Origin of the sequence: Kitasatospora sp. NPDC058063 (assembly GCF_042885395.1) — a bacterium.
In the GTDB taxonomy this organism is placed as follows: domain Bacteria; phylum Actinomycetota; class Actinomycetes; order Streptomycetales; family Streptomycetaceae; genus Kitasatospora; species Kitasatospora lactacystinica.
The window spans coordinates 112,946-130,445 of sequence record NZ_JBHVSD010000020.1; the positions used below are offsets into that span (position 1 = coordinate 112,946).

General features: G+C 75.4%; 19 protein-coding genes. 10 read left to right on the forward strand and 9 right to left on the reverse strand.

All coding sequences use genetic code 11. From position 1 onward, the window contains the following. The first annotated feature begins 35 nt into the window (after nucleotides 1-35). Together ACFVUY_RS29995 and ACFVUY_RS30000 are read left to right on the forward strand one after the other, a co-directional pair. Nucleotides 36-284 (forward strand): DUF4287 domain-containing protein, encoded by a 249-nt coding sequence (locus ACFVUY_RS29995; RefSeq protein WP_387735171.1) that lies wholly within the window; start codon nucleotides 36-38, stop codon nucleotides 282-284. Nucleotides 285-508: 224 nt separating this feature from the next. Continuing rightward, the gene (locus ACFVUY_RS30000; RefSeq protein WP_387735174.1) at nucleotides 509-1,015 is read left to right on the forward strand and encodes a hypothetical protein; all 507 of its coding nucleotides are present in this window, start codon (nucleotides 509-511) and stop codon (nucleotides 1,013-1,015) included. Nucleotides 1,016-1,052: 37 nt separating this feature from the next. Here ACFVUY_RS30000 and ACFVUY_RS30005 read toward each other — a convergent pair whose 3' ends face one another. The 3 genes from ACFVUY_RS30005 to ACFVUY_RS30015 all read right to left on the reverse strand — a co-directional run bounded on the left by ACFVUY_RS30005 (nucleotide 1,053) and on the right by ACFVUY_RS30015 (nucleotide 4,240). Continuing rightward, a complete protein-coding gene (locus ACFVUY_RS30005; RefSeq protein ID WP_387735176.1) occupies nucleotides 1,053-1,778 on the reverse strand; it encodes a class I SAM-dependent methyltransferase in 726 nt (241 codons plus the stop codon). 508 nt (nucleotides 1,779-2,286) lie between these two features. Further along, on the reverse strand, nucleotides 2,287-3,072 hold the full coding sequence (locus tag ACFVUY_RS30010) for a MerR family transcriptional regulator (RefSeq protein WP_387735179.1): 786 nt from the start codon (nucleotides 3,070-3,072) through the stop codon (nucleotides 2,287-2,289). 4 nt (nucleotides 3,073-3,076) lie between these two features. Further along, nucleotides 3,077-4,240 (reverse strand): serine hydrolase domain-containing protein, encoded by a 1,164-nt coding sequence (locus ACFVUY_RS30015; RefSeq protein ID WP_387735181.1) that lies wholly within the window; start codon nucleotides 4,238-4,240, stop codon nucleotides 3,077-3,079. 403 nt (nucleotides 4,241-4,643) lie between these two features. On the opposite strand from ACFVUY_RS30015, the gene ACFVUY_RS30020 reads away from it, so the two are divergent. Further along, nucleotides 4,644-5,234: a hypothetical protein gene (locus ACFVUY_RS30020; protein ID WP_359906603.1), complete on the forward strand. Its 591-nt coding sequence runs from the start codon at nucleotides 4,644-4,646 to the stop codon at nucleotides 5,232-5,234. A gap of 52 nt (nucleotides 5,235-5,286) precedes the next feature. On the opposite strand, the gene ACFVUY_RS30025 is transcribed toward ACFVUY_RS30020, so the two are convergent. The 3 genes from ACFVUY_RS30025 to ACFVUY_RS30035 all read right to left on the reverse strand — a co-directional run bounded on the left by ACFVUY_RS30025 (nucleotide 5,287) and on the right by ACFVUY_RS30035 (nucleotide 8,117). Beyond that, entirely contained in the window at nucleotides 5,287-5,919 is a 633-nt protein-coding gene (locus ACFVUY_RS30025; RefSeq protein WP_387735183.1) for a flavin reductase family protein, read from the reverse strand. A 165-nt stretch (nucleotides 5,920-6,084) separates the two neighbouring features. After that, nucleotides 6,085-6,663 (reverse strand): carbonic anhydrase, encoded by a 579-nt coding sequence (locus tag ACFVUY_RS30030; protein WP_387690730.1) that lies wholly within the window; start codon nucleotides 6,661-6,663, stop codon nucleotides 6,085-6,087. 293 nt (nucleotides 6,664-6,956) lie between these two features. Then, nucleotides 6,957-8,117 carry a PP2C family protein-serine/threonine phosphatase gene (locus tag ACFVUY_RS30035; RefSeq protein ID WP_387735185.1) on the reverse strand — a complete coding sequence of 387 codons (1,161 nt, stop codon included), beginning with the start codon at nucleotides 8,115-8,117 and terminating at the stop codon, nucleotides 6,957-6,959. Nucleotides 8,118-8,339: 222 nt separating this feature from the next. On the opposite strand from ACFVUY_RS30035, the gene ACFVUY_RS30040 reads away from it, so the two are divergent. Continuing rightward, the gene (locus ACFVUY_RS30040) at nucleotides 8,340-8,864 is read left to right on the forward strand and encodes a helix-turn-helix transcriptional regulator (protein WP_387735187.1); all 525 of its coding nucleotides are present in this window, start codon (nucleotides 8,340-8,342) and stop codon (nucleotides 8,862-8,864) included. Between the two features lie 5 nt (nucleotides 8,865-8,869). Further along, nucleotides 8,870-9,286, forward strand: coding sequence for a VOC family protein (locus ACFVUY_RS30045; RefSeq protein ID WP_387690467.1), 417 nt, complete (start codon nucleotides 8,870-8,872; stop codon nucleotides 9,284-9,286). 48 nt (nucleotides 9,287-9,334) lie between these two features. On the opposite strand, the gene ACFVUY_RS30050 is transcribed toward ACFVUY_RS30045, so the two are convergent. Beyond that, nucleotides 9,335-9,718, reverse strand: coding sequence for a VOC family protein (locus tag ACFVUY_RS30050; RefSeq protein ID WP_387690465.1), 384 nt, complete (start codon nucleotides 9,716-9,718; stop codon nucleotides 9,335-9,337). Nucleotides 9,719-9,867: 149 nt separating this feature from the next. Here ACFVUY_RS30050 and ACFVUY_RS30055 point away from each other — a divergent pair, with 149 nt between their 5' ends. Beyond that, nucleotides 9,868-10,260 (forward strand): RidA family protein, encoded by a 393-nt coding sequence (locus ACFVUY_RS30055; protein WP_380633774.1) that lies wholly within the window; start codon nucleotides 9,868-9,870, stop codon nucleotides 10,258-10,260. Between the two features lie 173 nt (nucleotides 10,261-10,433). Next, nucleotides 10,434-12,650, forward strand: a complete 2,217-nt coding sequence (locus tag ACFVUY_RS30060; RefSeq protein WP_387735189.1) for an MMPL family transporter — start codon at nucleotides 10,434-10,436, stop codon at nucleotides 12,648-12,650. Nucleotides 12,651-12,703: 53 nt separating this feature from the next. Here the strand turns inward: ACFVUY_RS30060 and ACFVUY_RS30065 are convergent, their stop codons facing one another. After that, nucleotides 12,704-13,501 carry an NAD(P)-dependent oxidoreductase gene (locus tag ACFVUY_RS30065; RefSeq protein WP_387735192.1) on the reverse strand — a complete coding sequence of 266 codons (798 nt, stop codon included), beginning with the start codon at nucleotides 13,499-13,501 and terminating at the stop codon, nucleotides 12,704-12,706. Nucleotides 13,502-13,566: 65 nt separating this feature from the next. Between ACFVUY_RS30065 and ACFVUY_RS30070 the strand changes: the two genes are divergently transcribed. Then, nucleotides 13,567-14,454 (forward strand): LysR family transcriptional regulator, encoded by an 888-nt coding sequence (locus ACFVUY_RS30070; RefSeq protein ID WP_387735194.1) that lies wholly within the window; start codon nucleotides 13,567-13,569, stop codon nucleotides 14,452-14,454. A gap of 157 nt (nucleotides 14,455-14,611) precedes the next feature. On the opposite strand, the gene ACFVUY_RS30075 is transcribed toward ACFVUY_RS30070, so the two are convergent. Beyond that, nucleotides 14,612-16,168: an alpha/beta hydrolase gene (locus tag ACFVUY_RS30075; RefSeq protein WP_387735197.1), complete on the reverse strand. Its 1,557-nt coding sequence runs from the start codon at nucleotides 16,166-16,168 to the stop codon at nucleotides 14,612-14,614. Between the two features lie 141 nt (nucleotides 16,169-16,309). Between ACFVUY_RS30075 and ACFVUY_RS30080 the strand changes: the two genes are divergently transcribed. Together ACFVUY_RS30080 and ACFVUY_RS30085 are read left to right on the forward strand one after the other, a co-directional pair. Beyond that, complete coding sequence (locus tag ACFVUY_RS30080) at nucleotides 16,310-16,774, forward strand: MarR family transcriptional regulator (RefSeq protein ID WP_387735200.1); 465 nt, start codon at nucleotides 16,310-16,312, stop codon at nucleotides 16,772-16,774. A gap of 120 nt (nucleotides 16,775-16,894) precedes the next feature. Further along, the gene (locus tag ACFVUY_RS30085) at nucleotides 16,895-17,398 is read left to right on the forward strand and encodes a cupin domain-containing protein (protein ID WP_387735202.1); all 504 of its coding nucleotides are present in this window, start codon (nucleotides 16,895-16,897) and stop codon (nucleotides 17,396-17,398) included. Nucleotides 17,399-17,500 lie beyond the last annotated feature (102 nt).

The window sequence follows — 17,500 nt, forward strand, 5'->3', positions numbered from 1 at the left end:
CGCTTCCCGCCGTGCCCCGCCGAGAGGAACCGCCCATGACCGCCACCCCCGCCGCGAAGACCCCCGCCGAGAAGAAGCCGGCCGCCAAGGGCAACCCCGCCTCCTACTTCCCCGCCATCGAGAAGAAGTACGGCCGCCCGATCGAGGAGTGGAAGGACCTCGTCCGCACCTCCCCGCTCACCAAGCACATGGAACTCGTCGCCTGGCTCAAGACCGAGCACGGCCTCGGCCACGGCCACGCCAACGCCCTCGTCGCCCACACCCTCGCCGAGAAGGCCGCCTGAGCCCGGCCGGCACGTGCGCAAGCGCCGCCGCGCGGGCCCGGGAGACGACCCGTCAGGTCGTACGGGCCTCGCGCCAGGGCCCCGTGACGGCGGGCCCGGAGGATCCGGCCCCCGCCGCCCACCCGCCGCCCGACGACTTGCCAGCCGTCCGGCGCTCCCCGACAGTGGGCGCGGGGAGTCGGCGATCACGCCGCTCAACTCCGCTACCGGGACAGGGGATCGGCATGGCAAGGCAGTTCAGGGAGCCCGCGTTCGGTGCGCTCCACCGCAGTGCTTCCGTCATCGGCGTCCCCGGGCTGCTCTGGCAGCTCGGGCGGCGGTTCGTCCTGGTGTTCTGCCTGGTACTGCTCGTCGGCCTGGTGGTGATGCGCCCGGACAACGCCGTGATCAAGACCGCGATCGTGGTGGCGATCGTCCTGGCGGTCTACGGCCTCGCCTTCGCCTGGCGCTGGGCGGCCGGGCGGCTCGGTATCCGCCAGTGCCGCCTGCACGAGGACGGCGTGGCCGTGACCGACCTCCTCGGCGGCGTCCGGGACGCGGTCGCGTGGCGCGACCTGGCGACGGTCAGGGAGATCAACGCGACGGGCGTCCTGACGTCCTTCCGCCGCTTCGAGTTCCAGCACCGGGCAGGACACCTGGCGATGGCGGTCGTCGTCCCCTCGGTCCACCGCGCCTTCGCCAAGGACCTCATCCGCCTCGCCAACCGGAAGATCGGCGCCCAGGGGTCCTGATTCGTAGACCGCCGGAGTTCACGGGAGTTCACGGGGGTCACGGGCGCCGGGCCACGAAGACGAACTCCCGGCCCGGCCGGTCGGGCGCGTCGCGGACCTCCTCCACCACGAAGCCGTGGGCGGCCAGATCCCGCTCGACCTCCTCCCGCTCCCGGAAACGCAGCGTCGAATCCGAGGTCAGCACCTGCCCGTCCGCGGCGAACACGTACGTCCACCGGAACGACACCAGGGGCCAGTGCACCCCGGTCAGGTCGACCCAGCTCTCGACGGAGCCGGCCCCCGGGACGTCCGTCACCCGGTGGGAACGCCCACGGGTCCACTCCTGCCAGGCGCGCGCGGCCGGGTCACGGGTCTCGAAGACCAGCCGCCCGCCGGGCCGCAGCGCCCCGAAGGCCCCCCGCAGCGTCCCCTGCCAGTCCCGCGGACCGACGACGGCCTGGGCGACGTTCGCCGTCATCGTCGCCAGATCGACCCGCAGCGGCGGCAGCCGCGTGGCGTCACCGTGGATCCACCGCACCCGCCCGCCGCCCGGCTTGGCCCGCGCGACCTCCACGGACGCCGGCGCGGGATCCACGCCGACCACCTCGACCCCGCGCCCGGCCAGCAGCAGCGCGAACACCCCCGTGCCGCAGCCGATGTCCAGCACCCGGCGCGCCCCGAACTCCCGCACCATCCCCAGGTAGGGGTCGAGATCACCGCGGTCCGGGTCGAGCGGGTCGTAGACCGCGGCCAGCCGCGGGTGCCCGAAGCATGCGTCCACCATGGGCCGAACATAGGCGAAGCCCCGCCCGGCACCCAACGGGTCGGCACCACTTCGCCCACGGCCGGCCGAAACCGGCCCCGTCCCGCGCCCGCCGGGCCGAGGCCCTCGCCGCCCGACAGGCCGTGGTCGCGCTCAGCATGCGCTGCGCCCGGCCGGGGCTGCCTCCAACGCGCCATTGCCGCAGCCCTGTTGTGCCGGATCCGGGCACCTGGCCGACCTGGCGCACGGGCGTGCGCACCGCCCCCTCGCCTGGATCGAGGCCGAGGGCGAACCCGCCGAACTCGCCCACTTCCAGCGGCTGATCACCGTCCCACCGCAGCCCCGCCCGGGGCACCCGGGACGCCCGGGACGCCAGCCGGGCCCGGCCGAGCGGCGCAGGAAGTCGGCGGGGCCGACTTCTCGTGCGTTCGGGGTGCGGGTTCGCCGTCCGGGTGTCGGGCGCCGCCGGTCGCGCCGGTACGTGGGAAGTCGGGCGGGCCGACTTCCCGTGCGCGCCCGGCCGGGGCCGCTACCGGTGCGGGGCCGGGACGCCGGCGGCGCGCAGCCTGGCCTCGGTGAGGGCGGTCAGCCGGGCCGAGACCGGGGCCTCGTCGTCGCGGTGGCGGTCGATCAGGCGGTACTGGACGGAGGCCCTGGCCCAGGCCCGCAGGCTGTCGGGATCCCCCAGGAGCGCGGGGTTGGCGAGGCAGCGGTCGGCCATGGCGGCGGCGAGCTCCTCGATCCTCGGATCGTCCGGCGCCCAGGCCTCGGCCTCCTGGCCGCGTCTGGCCAGATCGACGAACTCCGGGTCGTCCAGGCGGTGTTCGAGCTGGGCCAGGAAGCCGTCGAAGCCCTCCGGCACCAGGGCCCGCGCCAGCACCAGGGCCTCGCGCTGCGCCGCCACGTAGTCGGGGCCGAAGCCGAGCCCGGGCATCCGCTCCAGGGCCGCGCAGGCGCGGTCGGGCAGCAGGGCCCGGTCGCCGTCGGCGAGCCGGTGCAGGGTGTCGCGGCGCGCGGTCAGTTCCGCGATCCGCTCGTCCAGCCGCCGCTCCACGTCGGCGAGGGCGGCGGTGAACCGCTCGCCGTCGGCGCCGAGCAGCGGCCCGATCTCCGCCAGCGGCACCCCGGCGGCGGCCAGCGTCCGGACCTGCACCAGCCGCAGCAACTCGGCCGACCCGTACCGCCGGTAGCCGGAGGCGTCGCGCTGCGGCTCGTCGACCAGCCCCTGCCGGTGGTAGTGCCGCACCGTCTTCACCGTGACGCCGACGTACGCCGCCGCCTGCCCGATCGTGACTCCGTCGAATCCGTTCGTCATTCGTTCAGCCTGCCGTACGACCGGATGCCGTACGACCGGATGCCGCGGGGCCGGGCCCGGTGCCGAACACCTCGTCGACGAGCCGCCGCTGGGCGTCCTGGAACGCCGCCGCGATGGACACGTCGGCGTCGTCCACGTAGTTCAGCCCGGCGGTGAGGGTCGTGCCGCCGTCCGGCGAGCCGTACATCAGCGCCGCGGAGCCGATGGTGGCGCCGTTGTGGTGGAAGACGGTGCCGCCCTCCCTCTCCTGGGCGAACAGCCCCAGTCCGTAGCCGACCGTCGCCTCCGGCGTGCGCATCTCGGCCAGCAGGCCGGGCGGCAAGAGCCTGCCGCCGAGCAGCGCGGAGACGTAGGTGTGCAGGTCCCGGGTGGTGGAGATCATGTCGCCGCCGGCCGCGACCCAGGACGGGTCGTGGCGGGTGACGTCGAGCGTCCGCTCCCGTCCGGCGTCCTCGTAGCGGTAGTAGCTGCGGGCGTGCGGCGCGGGGACCTCCGGCGAGGCGCCCGGCGCCACCGTGCCGGTCAGCCCCAGCGGATCCAGGACCAGCCGCCGCAGCTCCTCGGCGAAGGGGCGGCCGCCGACCCGCTCGACCACCAGCCGGGCCAGCACGTAGTTGGTGTTGGAGTAGCTCCAGCCCGCCCCCGGCGCGAACCGCGCCGGCCGGGACAGCGACAGCCGCACCAGTTCCTCGGGCGGGTACGTGCGGAAGCGGGCGTCCACCCACTCCTTGCCCCGCCACGGGACGCCCGGCACGAACGTCCCGTCCTCGGTCAGCTCGCCGGTGTGGTTGAAGATCCCGCTGGTGTGCTGCAGCAGCATCCGCACCGTGATCCGCCGGTCCAGCCCGAACCCGGGCAGGTGGTCGCCGGCCGGGTCGTCCAGGGCCAGCCGCCCCTCGGCGACCAGCAGGAGCACCGAGGTCGCGACGAAGCTCTTGGTGACGCTGCCGACGCGGAAGTGCCCGTCGGCCGGCGGCCTGCCGTCGCGGCCCAGCTCGCGGGCCCCGGTGCTGCCGACCCACTCGCCGTGCGCGTCGTTCACCCGCACCTGCACCCCGAGGAAGCCGGATGCGGCGATCTCCTCGACCGCCCGCCGCAGCTCCGGGCGGTCCGGACCGTGGCCGAGGTGGTGGCCGACGTGGCGGGTGGAGCGGTGGGTGGTGGACATGCTGCCCCCTCGTATCCGTGGGGCCCGCGTGGTCGTCGGGCCCGATGAGGGGAGCCTGCACCCTGACCCGAGGTCAACCTCAACCGTGATCCGGCTCACAGCCGCAGCGTGGACGGGGGACGGGAGGACGGGGGGCGGGAGGACCCGGGACCGGGGCCGCCGTCGGCACGATCGGGAAGACGGCGGCCCCGGCCCCGGTACGGGTCCGTACGGGCGGGGCATCGACCGCGGGGTTGCCCGTACGGCTGCGGTCGGCACCCATTCCACGACTTCAACAGGACTTGAAGTCAAGCCCCGTCCGAGGCGAGGCCCCGCCCGAGGGTGCCGTTCCGGGGCGGGGTAGCCTCGCTGCGGCGGGGGACTGCGGAGGACAGACACGGACAAGACGGACAGGGGCGGGCGGATGACGGAGCAGCACAGCTACTGGCGGGTGTCGGACGGCGCGGCGGTCGGCGCCACCCAGGCGCACATCGTGTGGACCAGGGCGGCCTACCCCGCCCTGGTGGAGGTGGCGCGCCGCTACCACGCGGTGATCAGCTACGCGGACCTGGCCGAGGCGGTGCAGGAGGCCTCCGGGGTACGCACCCGGGTCAACCAGCGGCACTGGATCGGCAAGGTGCTGTCCCTGGTGATCCGCGAGGCGCACCGGCGCGGCGACCCGCCGCTGACGGCCCTGGTGGTGCACGCCACGGACGGCCGGGTCGGCCCCGGCTACCAGGAGGTGCTGGCGGTGGCCGGACAGCCGCCGGTGGCCGCGGAGATGGACCGCGAGCAGCACGCGGCCGCCGCCCGCCTGGCCTGCTACCGGCACTTCGGCGCCGACCTGCCCGCCGACGGCGGCACCCCCGCCCTGGCCCCGCGCCTGCGCGCCTCGGTGGAGCGCAAGGCCGCCGTCGCCGCCCCGCCGCGCCCGCCGGCGATCTGCCCGACCTGCTTCCTGGAACTGCCCGCGACGCGGGTGTGCGACTCCTGCGGGGCGACCGTCGCGCCGTGAGCGGGGGAGTGCGGCCGTGAGCCGGCGGCCCGAGGGCTGAGCGGACGTCCCGTCACACGGCGGCGGGCAGCCGCCCGGGCATCTGCCAGCCCTCGGCGAGGCGGGACGGGGACAGGCGCCGCCCGTCGCCGAAGAACTCGCAGAACTTCATGATCAGCGGGTCCCAGCCGACCGGGTCGACGTAGTGGTCGCTGCCGGGCACCAGCAGGCTCTCCTCGACGTGGGCGCGCACCACCGACACCTCGAAGGCGGTGCGCCCGCCGCCGGTCAGCGCCGTCGCCGACTCCACCCGGCACTCCAGCTGCACCGGGCACTCGGCCGCGCGCGGCGCCCGCACCAGCTCGCCGGGCAGCTCGGTCATACCGGCGGCGGCGAACTTCCGCCGCTCGTGGCGGTAGCCCTGCTTGAGCCGGTACTCGGCGATCCGCGGGGCGGCGGTCAGCAGCGCGAGGGCGTCCACGGCGTCCACCTGCGAGGAGGAGGGCAGGTTGAGCACGCACTCGCCCTCGCGCCGCAGGTTGGCGGCGGTCTGGGAGCTGTCGCCCAGGCCCAGCACGCAGGACTGCCCCAGCCACCACGCCGAGGACATCGGCATGAGGTTGGCGCTGCCGTCCTCGTTGCGGGATCCGATCAGCACCACCGGGGTGCCGAAGTAGAGAACCTTGAGATCGATGACCTTGTGCACGGGAACTGCCGTCCTCGGGATGGGGAATCGTTGCGGTCACCGACTCTGCCCCGGCCCGGCCGGGGGCGCTGGCGGTGATCGGACATCGCGTTTCCGCAGGTCCCGCAGCTCCCGCAGGTCCTGCGGCTCCCGAGGACGGCACGGCCCGCCGCGGCGGGCGCTCCGTCAGCCCACCGGCCCCCGGGCGGCGACCAGCCGGGCCCGGCCGTCGCGCAGCCGGTAGGACAGGCCCACCACGGACACCTTCCCCCCGGCGACCTTCGCGGCCAGCGCCTGCGAGCGCTCCACCAGCAGGTCCACGGTCTGGCGGATGTGCTCGTCCACGATCCCGTCGCTGTCCTCGATGCCCGCTGCCTTCGCGGACAGCACGCTCGGGGTCACCCGCTCCACCACGTCCCGGACGAAACCGCCCGGCAGCTGCCCCTGCTCCAGGGATTCGAGCGCCGCCGCCACCGCACCGCAGGAGTCGTGGCCCAGCACCACCACCAGCGGGCAGTCCAGCACGCTCACCCCGTACTCGATGCTGCCCAGCGCCTCCGCACCGGTGACGTGCCCGGCGGTGCGCACCACGAACAGGTCGCCCAGGCCCTGGTCGAAGATGATCTCGGCGGCCAGCCGGGAGTCCGAACAGCCGAACAGCACCGCGAAGGGCCGCTGCGCCGGGGCGAGCGCCGCGCGGCGCCCGGCGTCCTGGTTGGGGTGCTCGGGGTTGCCCGCGACGAACCGGGCGTTGCCCTGCATCATCACCCGCAGCGCCTGGGCGGGGTCGGTCAGGAAGTCGTCCGTGGGGCCGTCGAGCGGGCCGGGCTCGGGCGCGGATATCGGTGTGGGGATCATGTCTGCACCCTAGATCGCCGCAGGTCGAGCCCGCAGCCGGGGGTCAAGGGTCGGACGGCCCCACGGACGGGCCCGTACGACCCCGTGCGATCCGCACGCGACCCCCGTACGGCCTCATGCGCCCCGTGCGGGTCCGTACCGCTCCGACGGGCCCGGGCTGCGGGTCCGTCGGCTACGGGGCGGGGCCGCGGGTCCGTCGGCTACGGGGCGGGGCGCAGGGCGAGGACGGTGACGTCGTCGCGGCTGTGGCCGCCGCTCCAGCGCCGGGCCCGCCGGTCGAGGGCCTCGGGCAGGGCGTCGGCGGGGGTGGCGGCGAGGTCGGCCAGGCCCTGTTCGACCGGGTAGAACGTGCCGGAGTTGTCCTGGGCCTCGGTGATGCCGTCGGTGAGCAGGACCAGCACCCCGTCCCCGGGCAGCGCGAAGCGCCGTACGGGGCGCGGCTCGCCGGGGGCGGCCAGGGCGGCGAGGCCGAGCGGGATGCCGGCGTCCAGGGGGACGGGCTCCACGCGGCCGTCGGGGTGCAGCAGGTAGGGGGAGAGGTGGCCGCAGTTGACGGCCCGTACCTCGGTGGCGGAGCCGTCCCGGGCCCGGGACCCGGTCCCGTCCGCGTTCCCGTTCCCGTTCCCGTCCGGGCTGCCGACGCACAGCACGGTGGCGGTGACGAACCGCTCCTGCTCGCCGCTCTGCACCGCGTACGCGTTGTGCCGCTCCACCGCCGCCTCCAGGGCGTCGGCGACGGCGGGCAGCCGCGCCTCGCGGAAGGCCGCCTCCCGGAAGGCGCTCAGCACCGCGAAGCCCGTCCCGATCGCGGGCAGGCCCTTGCCCTGGACGTCGCCGACCAGCACCCGGGTGCCGTGCGGGGTCTCGGCGACGTCGTACAGGTCGCCGCCGACCATGGCGTCCTCCTCCACCGGCCGGTACAGCCCGTCCAGGCGCACGTCCGAGGTGGTGACGGGCAGCGGGCGCAGCAGCTGGCGCTGGAGGGCGACGGCGCTCTGCCGCATCCGCGACAGCTGCCGCTCGCGCCGCACCCGCCGCGCGCACAGGCCGATCACGGCAGCCTCGGCGGCGACCACGCCCACCAGGGTGCCCAGCCGGGCCGGCAGGTCGCCGGGCGGGACCACCAGCGAGTGGAGCACGACCACGGCGGTCACCCACACCGAGACGGCCACCGTCTGGGCGATGGTGCCCAGACCCGCCATCAGCGCAGGCAGGAACACCAGCAGCAGCACCAGGCGGGAGCTGGTGCCGCTGGCCGCCTGGACCAGCAGCACGGCGGCGGTGGCGGCCAGCACGCCGAGCACCACCGTCCGGTTGGCGGGGGCACGCGGGGCGGCGGGCTGTTGATCCTTGCGGTCCACCCCTGCCGTCCTCTCCGCCGCCCGGCCGTCCCTCCAGGGTGGTCGGCGCGGCGGGGCAGGCGCGAGCGGGCTGCGCCGGGCGGGGGACGGCGACTGTCGGCGGCGCTCGGTACGGTGGCCGGTGTGTCCTCCCCGTCCACGCCCCCGCCCCCGTCGGCGCCCCCGCCTGTGCCGCCGCCCCCGCCTGTGCCGCCGTCCTCCCGTGCGACCCCGGCGGGCCGGGTGCCGATCGACGACCTGGTGCGGCTGCGCCGGGCCCGGGACCGGATGGACCGCGAGTACGCGCAGCCGCTGGACGTGCCGGCGCTGGCCCGTACCGCGCTGATGTCCTCCGGCCACTTCTCGCGCAGCTTCCGCAGCGCCTACGGCGAGACCCCGTACAGCTACCTCATGACCCGACGGATCGAGCGGGCCAAGGCGCTGCTGCGGCGCGGGGACCTGAGCGTGACCGAGGTGTGCATGGCGGTGGGCTGCACCTCGCTGGGCTCCTTCAGCACCCGCTTCACCGAGCTGGTCGGGCAGAGCCCCAGCGCCTACCGGGCCGGCGACCACGAGCCGGGCGCGGCGATCCCGGCCTGCGTCGCCAAGGTCCGCACCCGCCCGGTGCGCCGCGCGGAGGCCAAGGGCGCCAAGGGGGCGAAGGAGGTCGAGGAGGCCACGGGGGCCAAGGGGACGAAGGGGGTCAAGGGTGCCGAGGACGCCGAGGGCGCCCGGCGGGACGGCGGCCCCGGCGCTCCCGTAGCGTGACGCGCATGAGCATCGAACTCGCGCAGTGCTTCATCGCCGTCGACGACCACGACCGGGCGCTCTCCTTCTACCGCGACGTCCTCGGCTTCGAGGTGCGCAACGACGTCGGCTTCGAGGGCATGCGCTGGGTCACCGTCGGCTCGCCCGACCAGCCCGGCGTGGAGATCGTCCTGGAGCCCCCGCTGGCCGACCCGCACGCCTCCGAGAACGACCGCCTGGCCGCCGCCGAACTCCTCGCCAAGGGCCTGCTGCGCGGTGTCATCTTCCGCACCGACGACTGCGACGCCACCTTCGAGCGGCTGCGGGCGGCCGGCGCCGAGGTCCTCCAGGAGCCGATGGACCAGCCCTACGGGGTGCGCGACTGCGCCTTCCGCGACCCGTCGGGCAACATGCTGCGCTTCAACCAGCCGCGCACGAGGTAGCGGCCGGCCGGCCCTCGGCCTGTGCGGCCTGGGGCGGCCTGGGGCGGGTCAGACGGGCTGGAGCCGGGTGCGCAGGAGGCAGAACTCGTTGCCCTCCGGGTCGGCCAGGACGTGCCAGGCGGCGTCGGCGGGCTGGCCGACGTCGACCGGTACGGCGCCGAGCGCGAGCAGCCGCTCCAGCTCGGCGTCCTGGTCTCGGTCGGTGGGGTTGACGTCGATGTGCAGCCGGAGCTTGCCGGGCCGCGGCTCGCTGTTGGGGAGGAAGAAGAGGGTGGGCTGCGGGCCGCCGAAGCCGGTGCCGGGCGGCCCGATCTCGATGGTGCCGCCGCCCTCGCGGCCGACTTCGACGTAGCCGAGGACCTCGCTCCAGAACGCGGCGAGCCGCTCGGGGTCGGCGGTTTCGATGACCAGTTCACTGATGCGGCATGCCATGGTCCGTCAGCCTACGTCGATCATGTCGCGGCGCAAGGGAATTGATCCGCCCGCCCGGACGACGGGGCGCCTCGGGGGCCGGGCGGCGCGCGGGGGCGTTCGCGCAGACGAACGGCCCGGCGCGCACCCCGGTGCGGCACGATGGGGCGATGGAGAGCACTCGACAGACAGTCAGTTCCGGCTCGCCCCTCGAACCGCGGATCGGTTTCTCCCGGGCCGTGCGCAAGGGCGATTACGTCGCGGTCGCGGGCACCGCCCCGATCGGCGAGGACGGTGCGCCGGTCGGCCAGGGCGACGTCCACGCCCAGACCGTCCGCTGCCTGGACATCGCCGAGGCCGCCCTGCGGGAGACGGGCGCCACGCTCGCGGACGTCGTGCGGACCCGCATCATGCTCACCGACATGAGCCAGTGGCGGGAGGCGGCGCGCGCCCACGGCGAGCGCTTCGCGCAGATCCGCCCGGTCACCACCTTCGTGGAGGTGTCGCGGTTCATCGACGAGCGGTGGCTGGTGGAGGTCGAGGTGGACGCGGTGATCGGCTAGCGGGCCGACCGGGCCGACCGGCGGCCCCCTGGCGGCACCGGGCGGGGCCGGCGGGCGGTGGCCGGCCGGTGGGGGAATGAATCGCGGGATGGGTGCTGTTGTCGCAGGTCGAGATACCCCCACCCGTATTTTTTCGGGCGTCCGTACCCCGGACACCCGAGAACGGAGCCCCCGTGAACCGCCCCGCCGAAGCCGTACGGCCCGACGCCCCGCCCCCCGACGCCCCCGCGAGCGGCGGCGCCCCCGAGGGCGGCCGACCCGGGCCGCTCGGCCGCCTCGGCGTCTGGTCCACCCGGCACTTCAAGGCCGTCCTGGTCGGCTGGCTGATCGTCGTCATCGGCCTCGGCGCCTTCGCCCCCAAGGTCACCACCGCACTGTCCGGCGCCGGCTGGCAGGCCAACGGCTCCCAGTCCGTCCAGGTCCGCGAACTCGCCGAGCGGCACTTCGCCGGCAACGCCTCCTCCGCGATCCAGATCGTCGTGGCCGCCGACCGCCCCGTCACCGACCCGGCCGTCCAGCAGGTGATCACCGCGGCCGGCGCCCTCGCCGCCGCCGACCCCCGGGTCTCCACCGTCATCGCCCCCCAGCCCGGCGCCACCATCAGCCCCGACGGCCGCACCGCCGTCCTGCTCGCCGGCGCCAAGGCCTCGCCCGACGACATGGTCCGCGCCGCCGACGACCTCAAGGAACCGCTGGGCGCCCTGTCCACCGACGGCGTCAGCGTCCACGCCACCGGCGCCTCCGTCCTGTGGAGCGACTTCAACAAGGCCAACCACGACGCCATGATGAAGTCCGAGTTCATGTCCTGGCCGGTCACCCTCGCCATCCTGGTGCTCGCCTTCGGCTCCCTCGTCGCCGCCGGCCTGCCCCTGCTGCTCACCATGGCCGGCCTCGCCGCCTCCGCCGGTTCCCTGGTACTGATCAGCCACCTCTTCCCGGTCTCCGTCTGGGCGATGAACTTCGCCATGATGTTCGCCCTCGCCCTGGGCATCGACTACGCGCTCTTCCTCGTCGTGCGCTTCCGCGCCGCCCGCCGGGCCCGCACCGCGCGCGGCGCCGCCGGGGCCGCGGACGCCGTGCGCGCCGTCGCCGAGACCATGGACACCGCCGGCAAGGCCGTCCTGCTCTCCGGCGCCACCGTCCTGATCAGCCTCTCCGCCGTCATGCTCGTGCCCTCCCCGGCGTTCCGCTCGATGGCCGGCGGCATCATGCTCGCCGTCCTCTTCGTCCTCGCCGCCACCCTCACCCTGCTGCCCGCCGTCCTCGGCCGGCTCGGCCACCGCGTCGACGCCCTCGCCCTGCCCCGGTCCAAGTCCGCCCGATCCGACACCTCCGCCTCCCCGCGCTTCGCCGCCTGGGGCGAACGCCTGTGGAAGCACCCGCTGCGCTACGGCGCCCTCGCCCTCGCCGCGCTGATCGCCCTCGCCGCCCCCGTCATCGGTCTGCGCACCGCGATGCCGTCCATCACCGTCCTGCCCGAGGACGCCAGCGCCCGCGCCGGCTACACCGCCGTCCAGCAGGCCTTCGGCCCCGGCGCCCCCGGCACCCTGCAGATCCTCACCCCCACCGACCGGGCCGCCGACGTCACCGCCCGGGTCGCCGCCACCCCCGGCATCGCCGCCGCCATGCCCGCCCAGCCGGCCGCCGACGGCTCCGGCTGGTCGATGATCCAGGCCGTGCCCACCGTCGACCCCTCCAGCCCCGACCTCTCCGGCACCGTCCAGACCCTGCGCGCCGAACTGCCCGCCGACGTCATGGTCGGCGGCGCCGCCGTCGAGAACCTCGACCTGCAGCACCTGCTCACCGAGAAGACCCCGCTGGTCATCGGCGTCGTCATGGCCCTCGGCTTCCTGCTGCTGCTCGCCGCCCTGCGCGCCCCGCTGATCGCCGCCCTCGGCACCGCCGCCAGCCTGCTGTCCACCGGAGCCGCCTTCGGCGTCGCCCGCCTGGTCTTCCAGGACGGCCACGGAGCCGGCCTGCTGGGCTTCACCCCGCAGGGCTTCCTGGACGGCTGGGCACCGGTGTTCTTCTTCGCGATGATCTTCGCCATCGCGATGGACTACACCGTCTTCCTCCTCGCCTCCGCCAAGGAGCACTACGAACGCACCGGCGACCCCAAGGCCGCCATGACCGGCGCCCTGGCCCACTCCGGCCGGGTCGTCTTCGCCGCCGCCGGCGTCATGGTCGCGGTGTTCTTCACCTTCGCCCTGTCCGGCCCGCTGCCGCCCAAGGAGATGGGCATCGTGCTCGGCACCGCCGTCCTCCTCGACGCGGCCCTGGTGCGGCTCGTCCTGCTGCCCGTCCTGCTGCGCCTGACCGGGCGCGCCGCCTGGCACACCCCGCGCTGGCTGGACCGGGTGCTGCCGCGGATCACCTTCTCGCACGACTGACGGGCCACCCGCCCCGCGCACCGGCGCCCCGGTGCGCGGGGCGGTGGGCCGCCCTACCGGCCGCGCCGCAGCGCCCCCGGCACCGCCGACAGGTCCTGCTCGGCGATCTCCGGGTGCGCCAGCAGCACCTCGCGGGCCGCCGCCAGCACCGGGCCGCCGCCCGCCAGGGCGAGGTCCTTGGCGGCCAGCCGGACCGGGAAGTCCGACCCCGTGCCGAACGCCCGGGCCGCCACCCCCGCGAGCGGCCCGGCCGACAGCACCTCCCGCGCCTGCTCCTGCGGCACGCCCAACTCCTCGGCCACCGACAGGACTTCGCCCAGGGCGGTGACGCAGGCGACGATCGCGCCGATCACCACCACCTTCAGCGCCGCGCCCGAGCCCGGGCCGCCGCAGCGCCGTACCCGGCCCAGCTGCTCCAGGACCGGCTGCGCGCGGTCCAGGTCGGCGTCCTCGCCGCCCGCGAGGACCGTCAGGCCGCCGGTGGCCGCCGGGCCCGTGCTGCCCAGCACCGGGGCGTCCACCAGGGCGACGCCGTCCGGCAGCCCGGCGCGCAGGTCGGCGGTGGCCCGCGGGCCGATCGAGGACATGTCGATCCACAGGGTGCCCGGGGCCAGTTCCGCCGCGCACCGCCCGGCCACCTCGGCGACGGCCGCCGGGTCGGACAGCATCGTGACGACGACGTCCGCGCCGCGCACGGCCTCGGCCGGGGTGGCGGCCACGGTGGCCCCGGCCAGGTCCCCGGCGCGGCCGGGGGAGCGGTTCCAGACGGTCAACGGGTAACCGGCGGCGGCGAGTCGGCGGGCCATCGGCAGGCCCATCCGGCCCAGCCCCAGAAAAGCGATCTTCTTCATGGCCGCCACGCTAGGCAGCCACGAGCCAGGCGACAAGCGAATGTCCGGCATGGTAGTCATGCGCAATGGACATGGCTTGGCTGGACGTCTTCCGCACCGTCGCCCACCTGGGCTCCTTCACCGCCGCCGGCGAGCGACTGGGCTACACCCAGTCCGCGATCTCCCGCCAGATCGCCACCCTGGAAGGCGAGTTGGGCACGCCGCTGTTCGACCGGCTGGCGCGCGGCGTACGGCTGACCGAGCACGGCCGTGCCCTGCTGCCGCACGCCGAGGCGATGCTGCAACGGCTCGACGCCACCCGGCGCGACCTGACCTCCCTCACCGAACTCACCGCCGGACGGCTGCGGGTGGGCGCCTTCGACAGCGCCAACGCCGACCTCGTCCCCGGCGCCCTCGCCGCCTTCCGCGCCGCACACCCGGACGTGGAGATCGGCCTCACCGAGGGGCTGGCGGCGCACCTGCTGGACCTGCTCGCCGAGGGCGCCGTCGACCTCGCCCTCGTCGCCTCGTACACCGAACCCGCCGACGACGGCGACCGCTTCGACTTCCGCCCGCTGATGGACGACCCGGTGCTGGTCGCCCTCCCGCGCGGGCACCGCCTCGCCGGACGCCGCCGACTGCGACTGGCCGAACTCGCCGACGAACCCTGGATCGCCGCCCGCCGCCACGCCGAATCCACCCTCCTCGCCGCCTGCGTCCGCAGCGGGTTCCAGCCCCGCATCGAGTACACCGTCGCCGCCTGGACCGCCAAACTCGGCCTGGTGGCCGCCGGGTTGGGCGCCACCCTGATTCCCTCCCTCGCCGCCCGCGTCAGCCGCCCCGGCATCGCCCTCGTCCCCCTGCACCCGGACGACACCCCGGTCCGGCAGGTGTACACGGCGACGCGGCGCGGGCAGCGGGTGGCCCCGGCGGTGGCGGCCTTCGAGGCGATCCTGCGCGAGGGCGCCGGTTAGCGGCGCAGGGCGAGCCCGGCGGTCAGGGCACTGACCGCCGGGCCGCCGAGGAGCAGGACGGCCGGATGGCGGGGCCGGGACTGCAGGGTCGGGCGGAAGCCGCCCACGCGGAACCCCAGGAACGGGCGAAGGGGACCGCTGTGCAACAGGCGCCGGCTCAGCAGGCGGTGTCCGCGGCCGGCAGCGCCCCCGTCGACAGGTAGGCGTCCACCGCCGCGTTCGCGCACGGGCTGTAGGCGTTGAGGTAGAGGGTGTGGACGCGGCCCGGGACGGTCACCAGGCGGGAGCCGGGCAGACGGGAGTGCAGCGCCAGGGCGCCCCGGTAGGTCGCGTGGGTGTCGCCGGTGGCGTGGAGCTGGAGGGCTGGGACGGCGTTGCGGACCTCGACGGGCGGCTCCAGCGGGGCGCTGCGCCAAGCGGCGCACGGGACGGGGGCGTTGTAGACCGGGCCGAAGACCGGTTCGGCGGCGCGGGAGCGCTCGACGGCGTCGCGGTACCAGGGGGCCGAACGCGGCATCGCCACGTCGTCGCACAGGATGCCGAGGGTGGACGACAGGCCGGCGCCGGCCTCCGGGCCCGGGGCGAGGAGCACGGTCAGCAGCTGGTGCAGGGCCGGGCCCGCCTGGACCGGCCGGCCGTCGGCGGCGTCCAGCAACTGGCGCAGCACGTCCGCGCACAGGGCGCCGTCGCGGTCGTCGCTCAGGCAGACCGCGAGCAGCACCGGCAGCAGCGCCCCGTCGAGCCGGAAGCCGTCGACGGCGATCGGCGCCGCCTCGGCCCGGCGCGCCAACTGCTCGACGGTGGCCCGCACCGCCGCCGGGGTGGCGCCCAGGTGGTAGGCGCCGTCCTGCGGCGCGGCCCAGGCGGCGAAGTCGTCCAGGGCACGCTCGTTGGCGCCGGCCATGTCCTGGAACGCCCCCATGCCGTACCGCGCCGGGTCCAGGGCGCTGTCCAGCACCAGCCGGTCGACGCGCTGCGGGAACAGCTGCGCGTACACCGCGCCCAGCATCGCGCCGTAGGACTGCCCGAAGAAGGAGGTCCGCTGCTCGCCCAGCGCCGCGCGCAGCACGTCGACGTCCCGGGCGGTGTTGCGGGTGGTCAGGTGGGGCAGCAGATCGGGGTACTTGTTCCAGCAGGCGTCCGCGTCGGCCTTGGCCAGGCGCCAGGCCTGCTCGAAGCCCGCCCGGCCGGTGCCGGCCGAGCGCAGCCACGTGCCGCGGGTCAGGCCGCAGTCCGGGCCGCCGGCGCCGACCCCGCGCGGGTCCATGCCGACGATGTCGTAGGCCGCCGCCGTCCCGGGGGCCAGCTGCTCCCGCAGCGCGACCGGCATGTCCAGCCCGCGATCGCCGGGGCCGCCGGGGTTGGTCTGCAGGACGCCCCGGCGCTTGGCCGGGTCCGCGGACCTGATCCGGGAGACGGCCAGGGACAGGGTGCGGCCCCGCGGCTCGCGGTAGTCCAACGGCACGGTCAGGGAGGCGCATTCGGCGCCGGCGGCGGCCAACTGCGGCTCCTGGCAGGCGGCCCAGGCGAGCGGCTGGCGGCGGTAGGGCTCCAGCTGATCGGCGCCGGCCGAGGAAGCGGGGGCGGCCGAGGAGGCCGAGGAAGCGGAGGAGGCGGGGGCGGCGAAGGGCGCCGAGGAGGCGGGGACGGCTGCGGTGAGCACGGTGGCCGCGGACAGGGCGAGGGCGGTGGCGAGCGCCGGTGCGGTCTTCATGTCGGCCAGCCTAGAAGGGAGTTGGCCACCACCGGGGATCCGGCCCGCCGATCCGCCTTGACCTCAAGTCGGCTTGAGGTCCTACGGTCGGTCGCGTCCTGACGATCAGTCGATCGTCGATCGGCCGAAGGAGCACCGGACATGACGATCAAGACCTACGAACCGCAGATCATCGCCGCCCAGCCCATCGGGGCATGGACCGGCGAGGTCTACCGCCGCCTGGTGGTGGAGGGCCTGCGCGAACAACTGGCGGTGGAAGACCTCACCCAGCCCCACTGGTGGACGCTCAACCACGCCGCCGGTCGCCCCGGCGGATGGACCCGCACGACCCTGACCGAGCGGCTCACCCCCTACGACGACCAGAACACCGCCTTCGACACCGTCTACGACGACCTGATCGCCCGCGGCTGGCTGACCGAGGACGCCGACGGCGCCCTCACCCTCACCGAGGAGGGCGAGGCCGGCCGCCTGCGCGCCCGCGAACGCAACCTGAGGATCAGCGAACGCGCCCACCAGGGCATCGACACCGACGAGTTCGTGACCACGATCAACGTGCTGCGCCGCATGGTGGCGAACCTGGGCGGCAACGGCAACCTCCCCGACTGACCGCCCCCGCAGGACGGTACGGCAGGACGGTACGGGCCCGGTTGAAGGACGGAATTGACCCATGGAAACGATCGCCGATTGCCACCTGATCGGCGGTCTTTCCGCCCATAGGCTGGTCACATGACGACGACGAAGACCACCGCCGCCCCCGTCCTGACCCGCTGCGCCGAGGCCGAGACCTGCACCGACCCGAGCTCCACCATGACCCTGCTGGCCGACTCGGCCCCGGAGGAGGGCGGCTTCACGGTCTACCGCTCCACCTTCGCCGCCGGCGCCCCCGGAGCACCCGCCCACTTCCACACCCGGGCCTGGGAGCTGTTCTTCGTGATCAGCGGTTCGCTGCGGGTGCTGGTCGGCGAGGAGGTCTCCGTGCTGGGCGCGGGCGACTTCCTCGCCGTGCCCCCGCACACCCCGCACGCCTTCGCCGCCGCCCCCGGCGCCGAGGCCGACGTGCTGTGCGTGTTCACCCCCGGCATGGACCGCTTCGACTACCTGCGCCTGCTGGGCAGCGTCATGCGCGGCGAGAGCGACCCGGGCGCGATCGCCGCCTCGGCGGAGCGCTTCGACAACCACTACGTGGACAGCCCGGCCTGGCGGGCAGCCCTGGCGGGCGACGGCGCCTGAGCCCCGCACACCGCCGCCCGACGGCTCCGGTCCGCTCGACGGGCCGGGCCCGCCCGGGTGTGGAACGGTGGTAGCCCGGGAGCGTCCCGGTCGCGAGAGGAG